We start from the raw sequence: 14,277 nt of genomic DNA on the forward strand, positions 1-14,277 counted from the left end.
CGCACCACCGAATGAGCCGATCAGCCCAATCCATCCGGCTCATTCTTTCTTAGAATTCCAGACATGGCTGAGCCGGCCCGGATCGCCGAGATCGCACGGGGCTTCGCGGTGCGATCCTGGGCGCTCGGCCGGATCGAGACCTGGCTGAACCGGGTCGACGGGCCCCCGGCCATGCTGCTCACGGGCCGTCCGGGCAGCGGGAAGTCGAGCGTGCTGCTGCAGGCGTGGGCCGGCTTCGAGGCCGCCGGCGAGCAGCGCCGGGTCATCGCCACCGTCCTGCGCCATTCCAAGGTCGACAATGCGTTCGACGCGAGTCATCTGCTGGTCCAGATCATCGACCGGCTCAAGGCGGGCCCCGACGACGATCATGTACTGCGTGTCCGCGCGCCCGCCGTCGTCATCGAGAACGTCAATCAACAGGTGGGCAGCGCCGAACGCGTCGCGGCCGTCGCCGTCACCGTGAACGCGACGAACTTCTCCGCCCTCAGCGGGCTCGTGCCCGAGGCCGAGCGGCGCATCCGGGCCACCCCGCCCGCCGAGCCGGCCCTGATCCTGATCGACGCGCTGGACCAGGCCGAGGACGAGGGGGCCGAGGAGTTCCTCCGGGTCCTGAACACGCTGACCGCCGCCGCTCAGGGCACCGGCGTGCGGTTCCTGTGTGCCAGCCGGCGCCGCGGCTCCATCTGGCTCGACCCCGCCCGCAGCGTGACGCTCGATCTCGTCGAGGACGCCGAGGACCTCGACGGGGAGCTGCGGGCGTACCTCGGCCGGCGCTTCGCCGCGGTGCCCGGCGACGACCGCGGGCGCCTGGTCGAGGCGCTGGTCGGCGGCGCCCAGGGCAACTGGCTGTGGGCCACGACCAACGCGGCCGCGCTGGAGGCGGAGATCGCGGCGTCCGGCCGGGTGCCCCAGCCCATCCGGCTCTCGGCCGGGCTGGCCGGGCTCTACGAGGACGGCATCCGGCGCATCCAGCAGCACGTCAGCCGGCCGGCCTGGGAGTCGAAGGTCCGGCCGCTGCTGGGCGCCGTCGCGTGCTCGTTCAGCGGCGGCCTCGGCCCGACCGAGCTGCGCTGGGTCACCGGGCTCGACGACGCCGACCTCGACTCGCTCATCGAGGTCTGCCATCCGTTCGTGGAGCCCGACCCGCGGCGGCGGATTCGGCTCTTCCACCCGGACTTCGGCCGCTGGCTGCTCGCCGGGAACATCGCCGGCATCTCGGAGGCGGCCGAGCACCTGCGCCTGGCCATCGGGCTGACCCGGCTCGGCACGAGCGCCAACTGGGGCCCCGTCACCGAGGACTACGCGGCCTCGTGGGTGCTGGGCCACTGGTTCTCGCTGTTCGTGCTCGATCCCTTCCACCCGGACGCGGAGCGGCACGAGCGCGAGGTCGAGCGGATTCTCGCCGAGCCCCGCTGGCTGGAGCGGGCCGGGCCGATGCTCGAGACGATCGAGCAGGCGGGCCGGATCGTGCCGCGGCTGCGGCTGCCGGGGCTGGCCCTGCCGCTCTCCGTCGGGTTCCGGGCGCTGATGCACTCCGACTCCGTGAACCGGTACATCGGCGTGCAGGTGCTGTCGGCCCTGTCCATCCAGGACCTCGACGAGCACGCGGCGCTGGCCGGCAACGAGCGCACGGACTGGCTCAAGCAGCGGCTGCCCGACTACCAGGCGCGGGTGTCCCGGGCGATGTGGGGCGGCCTGCTGCGCGGCTACTACCTGGTCGTCAGCGACTCCGGGCGGCTCGAGGTCGCGCTGGCCCCGGGCTGCGTGGTCGACCTGCTGTCCCCGGACTCGGGCTGGCCGAACCCGGACAGCCTGGAGGCGGCGGCGATCGCCCTCGCCGGGACGGTCCGGCCCGGGCAGATCCCCGAGCTGCTGAGCCGGCTCGAGGCCATCGCCGCCGACCCCGCCCGGCCGTCGGAGATCCACCGGGTCGCGTACGTGTGCATCGGTACGGTGCGCCGGGACCGGGCCGCCGGCCGGGACGATCTCATCGCGGCCGTGGCCGCCTTCGTGGCCGCGTGGCGGCTGATGCGGCCCGACGACCCCAACCTGGTCGACGGCGCGATCAACGTGGCGAACACCGTGCGCGACCTGACCGATCCGGCGCCGGAGCACCTCGACCTGCTGGTCCAGGCCCAGACCGAGATCCAGGAGCTGCGCCGGGCGAACGACGACCCCGCCTGGCTGCTGTCGCTGAACCTGCTCGGCGACGCGTACCTCGCCCGCGCCGAGGCCACCGAGGACGAGGACGCCCGCGCCGCGGACCTCGAGGCCGCGCTCGCCGCCTATCTCCCGCCCTGGACGATGGCCTCCGAGGACGACGACCTCCGCCTCGTCTTCGCCATCGGCGTCGCCGACATCCTGCGCCGGCTGCCCTCGCCCTCCCCCGACCAGCGCGACCTGCTGATCCGGGCCCAGGCCGAGGTCCGGGACCGGCGCCGCGCGGCCGCCGAGCCGGCCTGGCGCAACTCGGCGAACCTGCTCGGCGACGCCTACCGGGCCCGGGCCGCCACCTGGTCGGACGACCTCGCGGTCGCCCGCGCGTTCGACCTCGGCGCCGCGCTCGAGGCCTACCTGCAGGCCTGGTACGCGGCGCCCGGCGACGACGAGAACCGCCTCATGTTCACCGCCGACGTGGCCGACGCCCTCCGGGAGCTGCCGGACCGCTCGGCCGAGCAGGTCGAGCTGCTGGTCGCGGCGCAGACCGAGATCCGCGACCGCAAGCACGCGGCCGGCGACCCCGGGTGGGTGCTGGCCGAGAGCCTGCTCGGCGACGCCTACGGCGAGCGGGCCGGGCACCGGTCCGAGGACGACCCGGCCCGCGCCGCCGACCTCGGCGCCGCCCGCGCCTGCTACCTGCGGACCTGGGAGGCGGCGCCCGAGGACGACTCCCTGCGCCTCACCTACGCCGCCGACCTGGCCGACGCGCTCCACGCGCTCCCCGAGCCCTCGGCCGCGGAGCTCGACCTGCTGATCAGCGCGCAGACCGAGGTCCGGGACCGCTCCCGCGCGGCGGGCAACGCCTCGTGGCCGCGCGCGGCCGGCCTGCTCGGCGATGCCCTCGGCGCCCGCGCCGCCACCCGGGCCGACGACGACCCCGGCCGCGCCGCCGACCTCGAGGCCGCCGTCGACGCCTACGTGGAGGCCTGGCGGGCCACGGCGGCGCAGGAGGGCGAGGACGAGTACGGGGACGACCACGTCGACTTCGCCATCGACGTCTCCAACGCGATCCGCCGGCTGGACGAACCGTCGGCGGAGTACCTGGACCTGCGGATCGCGGCGCAGACCGAGATCCGCGACGCCCGGCTGCGCGAGGGGGATTCGCAGTGGCCGCTCGCCGCGGCGCTGCTCAGCGGCGCCTACCTGGACCGGGCGACCGCCCGGTCGGAGCCGGCCGACGCCGACGACCTCGCGGCGGCGCTCGAGGCCGCCCGGCCGGCCTGGGCCGCGACCGCGGACGAGCCCGAGCACCGGGCCGATGCCGGGGTCGCCCTGGCCAACGCCCTGCTGACGATGCCGGACCGCACACCCGCGGAGCTGGATCTCTGGGTCGCCGTCCAGCGGGAGCTGCTCGGCCTGCGCGTCGCGGCCGACGATCCGCTGTGGCCCCAGTCGGCGAACATCCTCGGCGACGCGTACACGGCCCGGGCCGAGGCCGCGCCCGACGACGAGGCCCGCGCGGCCGACCGGGACGCCGCGCTCGACGCCTACCTCCAGGCGTGGCAGGGCTCGCTCCCGGACGACCCCCGCCGGCTCACCTACGCCATCGACGCCGCCCGGGCGCTGCGCGAGCGGCCGGAGCCGTCGCCGGAGCAGCTCGACCTGTGGGTCCGCGCGCAGACGGAGATCCGCGACCTGCGCCTCGCGGGCGGCGACGAGGACTGGCACCAGTCGGCGAGCCTTCTCGGCGACGCCTACACGGCCCGGGCCGAGGCCGCGCCGGACGACGACGCCCGCGTCGCCGACCTCCTCCGGGCGATCGAGGCCTACGACGCGGCGCTGGCCGCGGTGTCCGCCGACGACCCCGACCGCCGCCGGGACTACGCGATCATGCTGGCCGACACCGTCCGCGAGCTGCCGCAGCCGTCCGACGCGCTGGTCGACCGGTGGATCGAGGTGCAGCGGGAGATCGTCGACCTGCGCCGCGCGGCCGACGAGCCGGGGTGGGAGTCCTCGGCCAACCTGCTCGGCGACGCCTACGCGCTGCGGGGCCGCCGGCGGCCGGACGACGAGAGCGCGGCCGGGGACGTCGCGGCCGCGCTCGACGCCTACCTCGAGGCGTGGCGGGCGGCGGCCCCGGACAACGAGCACCGGGTCACCTACGCGGTGGACGTCGCCGACACCGTCCGCGAGCTGCCGGCGCCGTCGGACGAGCAGCTCGACGTGTGGATCCGGGCGCAGACCGAGATCCGCGACCGGCGGCGCGCGGCCGACGACCCGCTGTGGATCAACGCGGCGAACCTGCTCGGCGACGCCTACGCCGCACGGGCCGACAGCCGCTCCGACGAGGCGCTGCGCGTCGCCGACCTCGGCCGGGCGATCGCGGCCTACGACGAGGCGCTCGCCGCGACGCCGGCCGACGACGAGCGCCGGCTCGACTTCGCCATCGACGCCGCCAACGCCCAGGTGATCCACGCCGCGATCGCCCGGCAGAACGGGCGCGCGGCCCTGGACGAGGCCCTGCGCAAGGTCATCGCCGAGGTGACCCGCACGCAGGACGACTACTCCAAGCTCCAGCGCCTGCTGCCGGTCATCTTCGCCCGGCTGCGGCGGCACGAATGGTGGACCTACTCCGGCTAGGAGAACCCATGGACATCGCGATCATCGCCACCGGAGCCGTCACGCTGCTGGCTCCCTACGTACGCAAGGCCGCCGAGGAGTACGCCGGGGCGGCCGGGCAGGCGGTCTGGGAGGCGACCCAGCGGCTCTACCGGCGGCTGAAGGGCGCGCTGGCCCCGGACCCGGCCGCGGCCGACGCGATGACCCGGTTCGAGCAGGCCCCCGAGGCCGAGCAGGAGGCCTTCGTCCGCGTGCTCAGCGCCCGGCTGGCCGCCGACCCGGGCCTGGCCGACCAGGTCGCGGAGTCCATCGCCACGGCCAAGCGGGCGGGCGCCACCGTCCACGTCGTCCAGCGGGTGGTCGAGGCCGAGCGCGTGGTCGGGGCCGAGGTGGGCCGCATCCGGGGCGACCGCTCGCTGCGGGTGGACCAGCAGGTCGAGCGGGGTAAGGACGTGCTGGGCGTGCGGATCGACGAGCTCTGACGACCGGGCTGCTCGGCGGGTCCACAGTGGAGCCGTCCGGGGATCGTTCAGCCCTCGAGCTCGTCGGGCGAGACGCCCAGCAGGTTGGCGACCTGCTCGATGATCACGTCGTGCACGAGGTCGGCCAGGTCGTCGTGGTCGGCGGCGCGGAACTCGAGCGGGCGGCGGTAGAGGACGATGCGCGGCGGGACCCCGTGCCGGCCCGGGCGGCCGGGCAGCAGGCGCGCCAGCGGGACCTCGCCGTCCTCGAGCACGTCGGAGTCGTAGACGTTGAGCTCCGGGGGGACGTCCTCGACGGCGAACTCGACCCCCGCCAGCTCCTGGGAGAAGCGCTGCTCCAGCTGCTCGACCGAGTCCAGGACGAGGTCGTCGAACATCTCGGCGCGTGTGCGGGACATCGGCAGCGACGCGGGGACCAGCCGGCCGCGCAGCCCCCGGCCGTGCCGATCGCGACCGCGCCGGCCCGGTCCACTGCGTCGTCGGTCTGGGCTCGCCACGCTGTTCAGCCTAGCGCCAGGTTCCCTCCTCGGGCTCGGTGCGGCCGCCGCGGGTCGCCGGGCTCTTGCGACGGTCGCCCGTGCGGGCGTGTCGCCGTGGTCACGTCGGCGTGTCGCGGGCCTTACGGGACGACGCGGCGGCCTTCGAGCGATACCGTCTGGCCGTGAGGACCCCACGTCGATGCTCGCGCAACGGTTGCCCCCGATCTCCCGTTGCGACGTTGACGTACGTTTATGCCGAATCGACCGCAGTTGTCGGTCCACTGGCCGCGTTCGCCGAGCCGCACTCCTACGACCTGTGCGAGTCGCACGCCCGCGGGCTGACCGCGCCGCGGGGCTGGGACCTGGTGCGGCACGAGGGCGAGTACGGTCCGCCGCCGCCGACCAACGACGACCTCGTGGCGCTCGCGGAGGCGGTGCGCGAGGCGGCCCGGCCGGCACCGAACCGCGAGGAGCCCGACCAGCAGCATCCGCTCGGCCGGCGCGGGCATCTGCGCGTCATTCCCCCCGACGCGTAGATTATTCCTCCGAGCGCATAACAATTCCAAGAAAAGGGGCGCCGACCCCCAAAAGGAGATCGGCGCCCGAATTCGAAAATCCGATCCGCTAAGCAGCCCGTCGTTTGAGCTTGCGACGCTCGCGTTCCGAGAGCCCGCCCCAAATCCCGAAGCGCTCGTCGTGCCCGAGCGCGTACTCCAGGCAGTCCGCCCGCACCTCACAGCGCGAGCAGATGCGCTTGGCCTCGCGCGTCGACCCGCCCTTCTCCGGGAAGAAAGCCTCCGGGTCGGTCTGCGAACACAAAGCGCGCTCTTGCCACTCCGGAGCGTTACCCAGCAGGTCGGCCACGACTGGTCGGCCGTCCATCAGCGTGCCTCCTTCTTGCGCACCGGCGTCAATGCCGGCGCAACCCCCCACGCGGAAGGCGCATGTCCTACAAGGTTGCTGTACCTCGGCGCGGTGTTCCTTATGTCCGCTTGACAGGTTGTCGGAACCCATCCGGCGAACATCCCCCGTGAAATTACACGCGTGTAATGCGTGCGTCGTCAAGCCGAACCTGCTAAATAGGCCCGCTCGGGCGATCGCCTGCACCCCGTGCCGTACCCATACCGACGAAGCCCCACCGGAGGTAACGGGCGACACGCCGGACGCGCCGGAAGAGTCTCGGAAAGTTTGCTCAAGCCGCGCGTGACCTGGCCGAACTGCGCCGATGTGCGGCAAAAGCTGAGACCCGACCTCACGGCCCGCCCATGATCCGCCGAGTGCTCCTGGGCGCCGCCGTCTCCGTGATCATGTTCACCGTCGGCGTCGCCGGCCTGGGGTGGAAGCCCTACGTCGTGATGTCCGAGTCCATGGCGCCCTCGATGCACGCGGGCGACCTCATCTTCGTCGACCCGCACGCGCAGTCCGTCGCGCAGTACGAGATCGTCACGTACAACGATCCTCGGGGCCCGGTCACGCACCGCGTCGTGGCCCAGGCGGCCGACGGCGCGCTGACGGTCAAGGGCGACGCGGACCCACGGGCGGCTCCGAGCGCGGTCGACCGCAAGCACGTGGTGGGGCCGGTGCGGCTGATCTTGCCGCACGTGGGGTGGCCGGTCCAGCAGGTCCGGACCCACCCCGTGAAGATCGCCCTGGGGGCGCTGCTGCTGGCCCTGCTCATCCCCGGCCGGCGGATCCTGGGCCTGCTCCTGCTGGGCGCGCTGGTGGCCGGCGTGGCAATGGTGCCCACGACGATCGGCTAGACCACGTCCTCGACCCGGCCGTAGACCGTCGTGCGGCGGCGCACGGGGCGGCCGGCGGCCCGGCCGATCGCCTCCAGCTCCTCCCTGGTGCGGGCCGAGCCGTGCTCGGAGCCCGCCATGCGCGAGATGGTCTCCTCCATGAGCGTGCCGCCGATGTCGTTGGCGCCGCCGCGCAGCATCGCGACCGTACCCTCGTCGCCGAGCTTCACCCAGGAGCACTGGATGTTGGGGATGCGCCCGTGCAGCAGGACGCGGGCCATGGCGTGCACGGCGCGGTTGTCCCGCCAGGTGGGGCCGGGACGCGCGATGCCGGCGAGGTAGATGGGCGCGCTGTGGTGCACGAACGGCAGCGCCACGAACTCGGTGAAGCCGCCGGTGCGGTCCTGGATGCCGGCCAGCACCCGGAAGTGGCCGAGCCAGTGGCCGGGGTGGTCGACGTGGCCGTACATCATCGTCGAGCTCGACCGGATGCCCAGCTCGTGCGCCGTGCTCACCACCTCGACCCAGGCCGACGTGGGCAGCTTGCCCTTCGTGAGCACCCAGCGGACCTCGTCGTCGAGGATCTCGGCGGCCGTGCCGGGGATGGTGTCGAGACCGGCCTCCTTGAGCTGGGTCAGCCAGTCGCGGATCGACACCCCGGCCTTGGCCGCGGCGGTCACGACCTCCATCGGGCTGAACGCGTGCACGTGCATGCCGGGCACCCGCGCCTTGACCGCCCGCACGAGCTCGGCGTAGGCGCCGACGGGCAGCTTCGGGTCGATGCCGCCCTGCATGCAGACCTCGGTGGCGCCCGCGTTCCACGCCTCCTCGGCACGGTCGGCGACCTGCTCGTACGACAGCCGGTAGGCGTCGGCGTCGCGCTCCCGCTGGGCGAAGGCGCAGAACCGGCAGCCCACATAGCAGACGTTGGAGAAGTTGATGTTCCGGTTCACCACGAACGTGATGTCGTCCCCGGCGGCCTCGCGGCGCAGGTCGTCGGCGATGCGAACCAGCTCGTCCAGCCCGGCACCGTCCACAGTGAACAGCGCCAGGGCGGCCGCCTCGTGCTCGGGCCGCAGCAGGGCGCCCGGGTCGCTCCCGGCCAGCTTCAGTCCACTGTGGACGTCGGAGTCCAGGCGCTCGGGCGCGGTCCGCGGCAGGCGCGTGGCGACCTCGTTCCAGTCGCCGTACACGGTGTCGAAGTCGCCGCGGCGGTCCGCGCTGCGCCCCTGCTCGTCGATCGCGGTGTGCAGGTCGGTGCGGCCGCTGTCCTCGTGCCCCCCGTCCGGCTCCTGCCACGGCCGGCCGACCGGCATCGCGGACTCGTCGGCCAGGCCCGAGTCGCGCTCCATGAGGGCCTCGACGTGCCCCACGAGGCGGGCGTCGAGCCACGGCACCCCGCGGCGGGCGTACTCCGGGTAGATCGTCAGACGCTCGCGCAGTACGAAACCGGCGGCTTTTGTCCTTGCGGCCAGCTCGTCGAGGGCCGGCCAGGGGCGCTCGGGGTTCACGTGGTCCGGGGTCACCGGGCTCACGCCGCCCCAGTCGTCGATCCCGGCCCGGATGAGCAGCGCGTACTCCTCGTCGATCAGGTTCGGCGGGGCCTGGATGCGCGCCTTGGGCCCCAGCACGAGCCGGGCCACGGCGATGCTCGCGGCCAGGTCCTGCAGCTCGGCGTCGGGCATCCCGCGCATGGCCGTGTCCGGCTTGGCGCGGAAGTTCTGGACGATGACCTCCTGGACGTGGCCGTACTCCCGCATCGTCCGGCGGATCGCGAAGATCGACTCGGCCCGCTCCTCCAGCGTCTCGCCGATGCCGATGAGGATGCCGGTCGTGAAGGGCACGCCGACCCGCCCGGCGTCGTCGAGCACCCGCAGCCGGACCGCGGGCTCCTTGTCCGGCGAGCCGAAGTGCGGGCCGCCCGGCTCCGACCACAGGCGGGTGGCGGTGGTCTCGAGCATCATGCCCATGCTCGGCGCGACGGGCTTGAGCCGCTGCAGCTCCGCCCACGACAGCACGCCGGGGTTGAGGTGCGGCAGGAGGCCGGTCTCCTCCAGCACCGCGATGGCGCACGCGCGCAGGTAGGACAGCGTCGAGTCGTAGCCGCGCTCGTCCAGCCAGCGCCGGGCCTGGGGCCAGCGCTCCTCGGGCCGGTCGCCGAGCGTGAACAGGGCCTCCTTGCAGCCCTGCCGGGCGCCCTCGCGGGCGATCTCGAGCACCTCGTCGATCTCGAGGTATTCGGCGGGCAGCCGGTGCGGCACCGTCGCGAAGGTGCAATAGTGGCACCGGTCCCGGCACAGCCGGGTGAGCGGGACGAAGACCTTCTTGGAGAACGTGATGACGCCCGGGCGCCCGGCGTCGGCGAGCCCCGCGTCGCGCACCGCGCCGGCGATGCCGAGCAGTTCCTCCAGGGCCGCGTCGCGGGCGCTCAGCAGGACGGCCGCCTCGGTCGCGTCGAGCGTCCGGCCATCGGCCGCCCGCCGCAGTGCCCGGCGCATGGCGTTGCCTTCGGTGCCTCTACCTTCAGGTGTCACCACCGAACTGTAGGCCGCCCGAGGGCGATTCCTAGGCAGGCCGGTGTGTGACGTAATACCACCCGTGGCCGCGACTGGGTCGCGGCCACGGGCGTTCGAGCGGGACGGTCAGTTACCGGGCGGAATCGCCTGGGTGCGCTGGGTCGCCTCGCCCTCGTCGTCCTTCTTGGCGCCCGGCTGCAGGACCGTGGTGCGGTCCGGGTCCGCGGTCTGCTGTGCGGCCGGCTCAGCCGGCTTGACCACGGGCGCCTGCTGGGTGGCGTCGGGGTCGGCCGGGGTGAGCACCGCCGTGCCATCCTCCTCGGCCGGGGCCGGGTGCGTCGAGTGGCCACCCGGCCAGCCCGCCGAGGCGAACCCGCCGGGCGGCGTCGACGACTGGGCGTCGGCCGGCGAGGCCGAGACGGGCTCGTCGGCCACCGAGGTCGGGGCCGGCGCCGTGTAGGCGGCGAACGGCGAGCTCAGCGGCGGGCCGGAGGCCGGCTGGGCCGCGGGCGCCGCCGTCTCGGCCGCGGGGGTCTCGGGCGCGGCCGGGGCGGGTGCGGCCGGGGCGGCCGGCGCGGCATACGCGGGGGTCGCGTAGGCCGGAGCCGCGTATCCACCCGAGGTCGGCTGGGCCGGGTAGCCCTGGGGCTGCGCGGCGACCGCCGGCGTGCTGCCCGTGCCCGGCTGCTGCCAGCCCTGGGTGGTCGGCTGCTGCTGGGCGTAGGCCGGCTGGGCCGGCTGCGGCTGGGCACCCTGCTGCGGCTGCGCCGCGGCGGGCTGGGAGCCGGTGACGTAGCCGGTCTGCTGGGCGGCGTACGCGGCCTGGTGCTGCGCGTACTGCTGGGCGTACTGCTGCTGGGCGTAGGCCTGCTGCTGGTACTGGTAGCCCTGGTACGGCGAGGCGACCGGCTTCGGGGCCGCGTAGGCGCCGAGGTAGAGCCGCGCGGCGAGGAACAGCCCCAGGCCGATGAGCGCGAGGCCCGCCAGGTGCTCGAGGAAGCCGCCGAGCGCCCAGCCGATCGGGCCCTCGCTCCGGAAGTCGCCGATGAGGCCGCCGAGCAGCAGCACGAGGCCGAGCACCGCGGCGATCGCGTATTCGACCATCGCGATGAGCACGACGGTCTTCGCCCGCGGCGTGACCGGGTCGAGGAGCAGCACGAGCACGACCGCGACGATCGGCAGCAGGATGACCTCGAAGCCGATCACGTTGGAGAACGACGCGGTGGCCGTGGCCAGGAACGAGTTGAACAGGCCGGTGAGGACACGCACGAGCCCCGCGACCAGGATCAGCGCGACGGCGCCGAGCAGGCCGAACGCGGCCAGCTCGCGGTAGGGCTCCAGCAGGCCGCGGGCCTTCTTCGCGTCCGGGGGCGCGACCGGCGCGGCCGGCGCGGCCTGATACTGCTGCGCGGCACCGGAGACGGGGGCGGCCTGATACTGCTGCGCGGCACCCGAGACGGGAACGGCCTGGGTCGCCGGGGCCGGGGTCTGATACTGCGCCGCCGCCTGGGGCTGGTAGGCCCCGGTGGGGGTCGGATCGGGTGGCTGGGTGCTCACTGGCTCTCCCGAAATGAAGCGGTCCGTGCAACAGGTCGCCAGCAGCCTAGCTCCCGGCGACGATTCCCGCGTCCGTGAGAGACCCCCAACCGGGCCGTGACGACGGTGGGGCAGGATTGGACGCATGCGGATCGTGGTTCTTGCAGGTGGCATCGGCGGCGCGCGCTTCCTGCTCGGGGTGCGCGCGGTGGCCCGGGAGACGGGCGCCGACGTCACCGCGGTGATCAACGTGGGCGACGACGTGACCCTGCACGGGCTGCGCATCTGCCCCGACCTGGACAGCGTGATGTACACGCTCGGTGGCGGAGCCGATCCGGAGCGCGGCTGGGGCCGGGTCGGCGAGAGCTGGACGGTCAAGGAGGAGCTGGCCGCCTACGGCGCGGAGCCCACCTGGTTCGGCCTCGGCGACAAGGACATCGCGACCCACCTGGTGCGCACCCGGATGCTGGAGGCCGGCTACCCGCTCTCGGCGGTCACCGAGGCGCTCTGCGACCGCTGGCAGCCCGGGATCCGCATGCTACCGGCCAGCGACGACCGCGTGGAGACGCACGCCGTCGTGGAGGTCGACGGCGCGACCCGCGCGATCCACTTCCAGGAGTGGTGGATCCGCCACCGCGCGCAGATCCCCACCCAGCGGTTCGTGTTCGTCGGGGCCGAGACCGCGAAGCCGGCCGCGGGGGTGCTGGACGCGATCGCGGCGGCGGATGTCGTCCTGGTGGCGCCGAGCAATCCCGTGGTCTCCATCGCCCCGATCCTCGCGGTGCCCGCGATCCGCGACGCCGTGGCCGGGGGCCGGGCGCCGGTCGCCGGGTTCTCCCCCGTCATCGGCTCGGCCCCGGTGCGCGGGATGGCCGACAAGTGCCTGGAGGTCATGGGCGTGGAGGTCAGCGCGGCCGGCGTCGGCGGGCTGCTCGGGGCCCGGTCGCAGGGCGGGGTCCTCGACGCCTGGCTGGTCGACTCGTCGGATGCCGGCGTGGTCGTGCCAGGCCTGCGGGTGCGAGCCGTCCCGCTCTGGATGACCGACGAGGCCACGACCGCGACCATGGTCCGCGACGCGCTGGCCACGGTGGGTGTCGCATGATCCCGTCGCTGGAAATCCACCCCGTCGTCGGCATCGGCGACGTCCGACCGGGCGACAACCTCGCCGAGCTCATCACCGGGGCGGCCGACTGGCTCCGCGACGGCGACGTGCTCGTGGTCACCAGCAAGATCGTGAGCAAGGCCGAGGGCCGGCTGGTCGAGCTGCCGCCCGAGGGGCCCGACCGCGACGCCGCCCGCGAGGCCGCGCTGCGCGCCGAGACCGCCCGCGTGGTCGCCGAGCGCGGCCCGACCCGCATCGTGCAGACGCACCACGGGCTCGTGCTCGCCCAGGCCGGCATCGACGCGTCCAACGTCGACGCCACGCACCTGGTGCTGCTGCCCAAGGACCCGGACGCCTCGGCCCGCGCGCTGCGCGAGGAGCTGCGCGAGCGCTTCGGGCTCGACGTCGCCGTCGTCATCACCGACACCATGGGCCGGCCGTGGCGGCTCGGCCTCGTCGACTTCGCCATCGGCGCGGCCGGCGTCGACGCGGTGGTCGACTACCGGGGGCTGCGGGACGCGTACGGCAACGAGCTCCAGCTCACCCAGATGGCCCAGATCGACCAGCTGGCCGCCGCGGCGGAGCTGGTCAAAGGAAAGACGACGCAGGTGCCGGTCGCGGTGGTGCGCGGGTTCGCGCGCGCCTTCCCGGCCGAGCACGGCCGCGGCGCCGCCGAGCTCATTCGCGGGGCCGACGCCGATCTGTTCGCGCTCGGTACCGCCGAAGCCACCGCCCGCGGCCTGCGCGCCGCCGCCGAGCTGCCCGACGCGACCGGCTTCGCCCCGGCCGACGGACCCGTGCGCCTGCCCGCCCTGCCGTTCCCGACGACACGCAGCGTGACGGTTCCGGCCGACACCGTGGCCGCCGTGATCGTGTGGTCCCCGGCCGGCGACCTGCGCGCCGCGGCCGAGGCGGGCCGCAAGGCGGAGCGGCTGCGGGCCGTTCTCGCAGCTGAAGGGCTTGCGAGCGGCTGGCTGGAGGTCACCGATCCGGCGACGCTGGCCGCCGAGCTGCCCGAGGGCGGCGTGCCCCTCGGCGTGCTCGTCATCGGGCGCGGTAGCCTGCCGTCACTATGACGACGCTGCACGAGGACGCACTGGCGGTGCTGTCGGGCTGGGCGGCTCCCTCGCCGGAGGCCGAGGCGACCCGACAGCGGTTCCTGGATTTCGTAAGGCCCGATCCGACCACCGTCTGGCGCGAGCACACCGGCGGCCACGTGACCGCGAGCACCCTGGTCGTGGACGCCAACGCGGAGCGGGTGCTGCTGTGCCTGCACGGCCGGGTCAACCGCTGGATGCAGCTCGGCGGGCACTGCGAGCCGGCGGACACCACGATCGCGGGCGCGGCCCTGCGCGAGGCGTCCGAGGAGTCGGGGATTCTGGGGCTGCGGGTGAGCGAGGCGCCGATCGACCTCGATGTGCACCATGTGCACTGCTCGGGCGGGTCGTCGCTGCACTACGACATCCGGTATGCGGCGATCGCGCCGGCCGGGGCCGTGGAGCTCGTCAGCGCGGAGTCGAGTGCGCTCGGGTGGTTCGCGCCCGACTCGCTGCCGGAGCCGCTCGCCGATGCCACCGAGCAGCTGGTTGGGCCGGCGTTGGCCTGGGCCAAGCGCGCCTGACCCGTCTGGTGCTCGAAGCACGA

Annotated in this window: 11 protein-coding genes; 7 read left to right on the plus strand and 4 right to left on the minus strand. The window is 74.2% G+C overall.

Annotation, left to right across the window (positions count from 1 at the left end):
• Positions 1–63: 63 nt before the first annotated feature.
• Together ACQP1P_RS43180 and ACQP1P_RS43185 are read left to right on the plus strand one after the other, a co-directional pair.
• On the plus strand, positions 64–4,800 hold the full coding sequence (locus ACQP1P_RS43180) for a hypothetical protein (RefSeq protein WP_433080466.1): 4,737 nt from the start codon (positions 64–66) through the stop codon (positions 4,798–4,800).
• Between the two features lie 8 nt (positions 4,801–4,808).
• Positions 4,809–5,261, plus strand: a complete 453-nt coding sequence (locus ACQP1P_RS43185; protein ID WP_433080468.1) for a hypothetical protein — start codon at positions 4,809–4,811, stop codon at positions 5,259–5,261.
• A gap of 47 nt (positions 5,262–5,308) precedes the next feature.
• Here ACQP1P_RS43185 and ACQP1P_RS43190 read toward each other — a convergent pair whose 3' ends face one another.
• A complete protein-coding gene (locus tag ACQP1P_RS43190) occupies positions 5,309–5,758 on the minus strand; it encodes a metallopeptidase family protein (RefSeq protein ID WP_350612063.1) in 450 nt (149 codons plus the stop codon).
• A gap of 164 nt (positions 5,759–5,922) precedes the next feature.
• Here ACQP1P_RS43190 and ACQP1P_RS43195 point away from each other — a divergent pair, with 164 nt between their 5' ends.
• Positions 5,923–6,276, plus strand: a complete 354-nt coding sequence (locus ACQP1P_RS43195) for a DUF3499 domain-containing protein (protein WP_350612062.1) — start codon at positions 5,923–5,925, stop codon at positions 6,274–6,276.
• Positions 6,277–6,364: 88 nt separating this feature from the next.
• Here the strand turns inward: ACQP1P_RS43195 and ACQP1P_RS43200 are convergent, their stop codons facing one another.
• A complete protein-coding gene (locus tag ACQP1P_RS43200) occupies positions 6,365–6,622 on the minus strand; it encodes a WhiB family transcriptional regulator (protein ID WP_033364663.1) in 258 nt (85 codons plus the stop codon).
• A 383-nt stretch (positions 6,623–7,005) separates the two neighbouring features.
• Here ACQP1P_RS43200 and ACQP1P_RS43205 point away from each other — a divergent pair, with 383 nt between their 5' ends.
• Positions 7,006–7,500 (plus strand): signal peptidase I, encoded by a 495-nt coding sequence (locus ACQP1P_RS43205; protein ID WP_433080470.1) that lies wholly within the window; start codon positions 7,006–7,008, stop codon positions 7,498–7,500.
• On the opposite strand, the gene ACQP1P_RS43210 is transcribed toward ACQP1P_RS43205, so the two are convergent.
• Positions 7,497–9,977 carry a bifunctional FO biosynthesis protein CofGH gene (locus ACQP1P_RS43210; protein WP_433090372.1) on the minus strand — a complete coding sequence of 827 codons (2,481 nt, stop codon included), beginning with the start codon at positions 9,975–9,977 and terminating at the stop codon, positions 7,497–7,499. The two genes, ACQP1P_RS43205 and ACQP1P_RS43210, sit on opposite strands and share 4 nt — an antisense overlap.
• Positions 9,978–10,121: 144 nt before the next feature.
• The gene (locus tag ACQP1P_RS43215) at positions 10,122–11,552 is read right to left on the minus strand and encodes a hypothetical protein (protein ID WP_433080472.1); all 1,431 of its coding nucleotides are present in this window, start codon (positions 11,550–11,552) and stop codon (positions 10,122–10,124) included.
• 124 nt (positions 11,553–11,676) lie between these two features.
• Between ACQP1P_RS43215 and cofD the strand changes: the two genes are divergently transcribed.
• From cofD to ACQP1P_RS43230, 3 genes are read left to right on the plus strand one after another with little or no spacing between them, the layout of a single operon-like run.
• Positions 11,677–12,633, plus strand: a complete 957-nt coding sequence (gene cofD / locus ACQP1P_RS43220) for a 2-phospho-L-lactate transferase (protein WP_433080474.1) — start codon at positions 11,677–11,679, stop codon at positions 12,631–12,633.
• On the plus strand, positions 12,630–13,709 hold the full coding sequence (locus ACQP1P_RS43225) for a coenzyme F420-0:L-glutamate ligase (protein WP_433080476.1): 1,080 nt from the start codon (positions 12,630–12,632) through the stop codon (positions 13,707–13,709). Before cofD ends, ACQP1P_RS43225 begins: the two co-directional genes overlap by 4 nt.
• Positions 13,706–14,254: an NUDIX hydrolase gene (locus ACQP1P_RS43230; protein ID WP_433080478.1), complete on the plus strand. Its 549-nt coding sequence runs from the start codon at positions 13,706–13,708 to the stop codon at positions 14,252–14,254. Before ACQP1P_RS43225 ends, ACQP1P_RS43230 begins: the two co-directional genes overlap by 4 nt.
• Positions 14,255–14,277: the final 23 nt, after the last annotated feature.

The organism is Dactylosporangium sp. CA-052675 (genome assembly GCF_050947935.1).
GTDB lineage: Bacteria > Actinomycetota > Actinomycetes > Mycobacteriales > Micromonosporaceae > Dactylosporangium.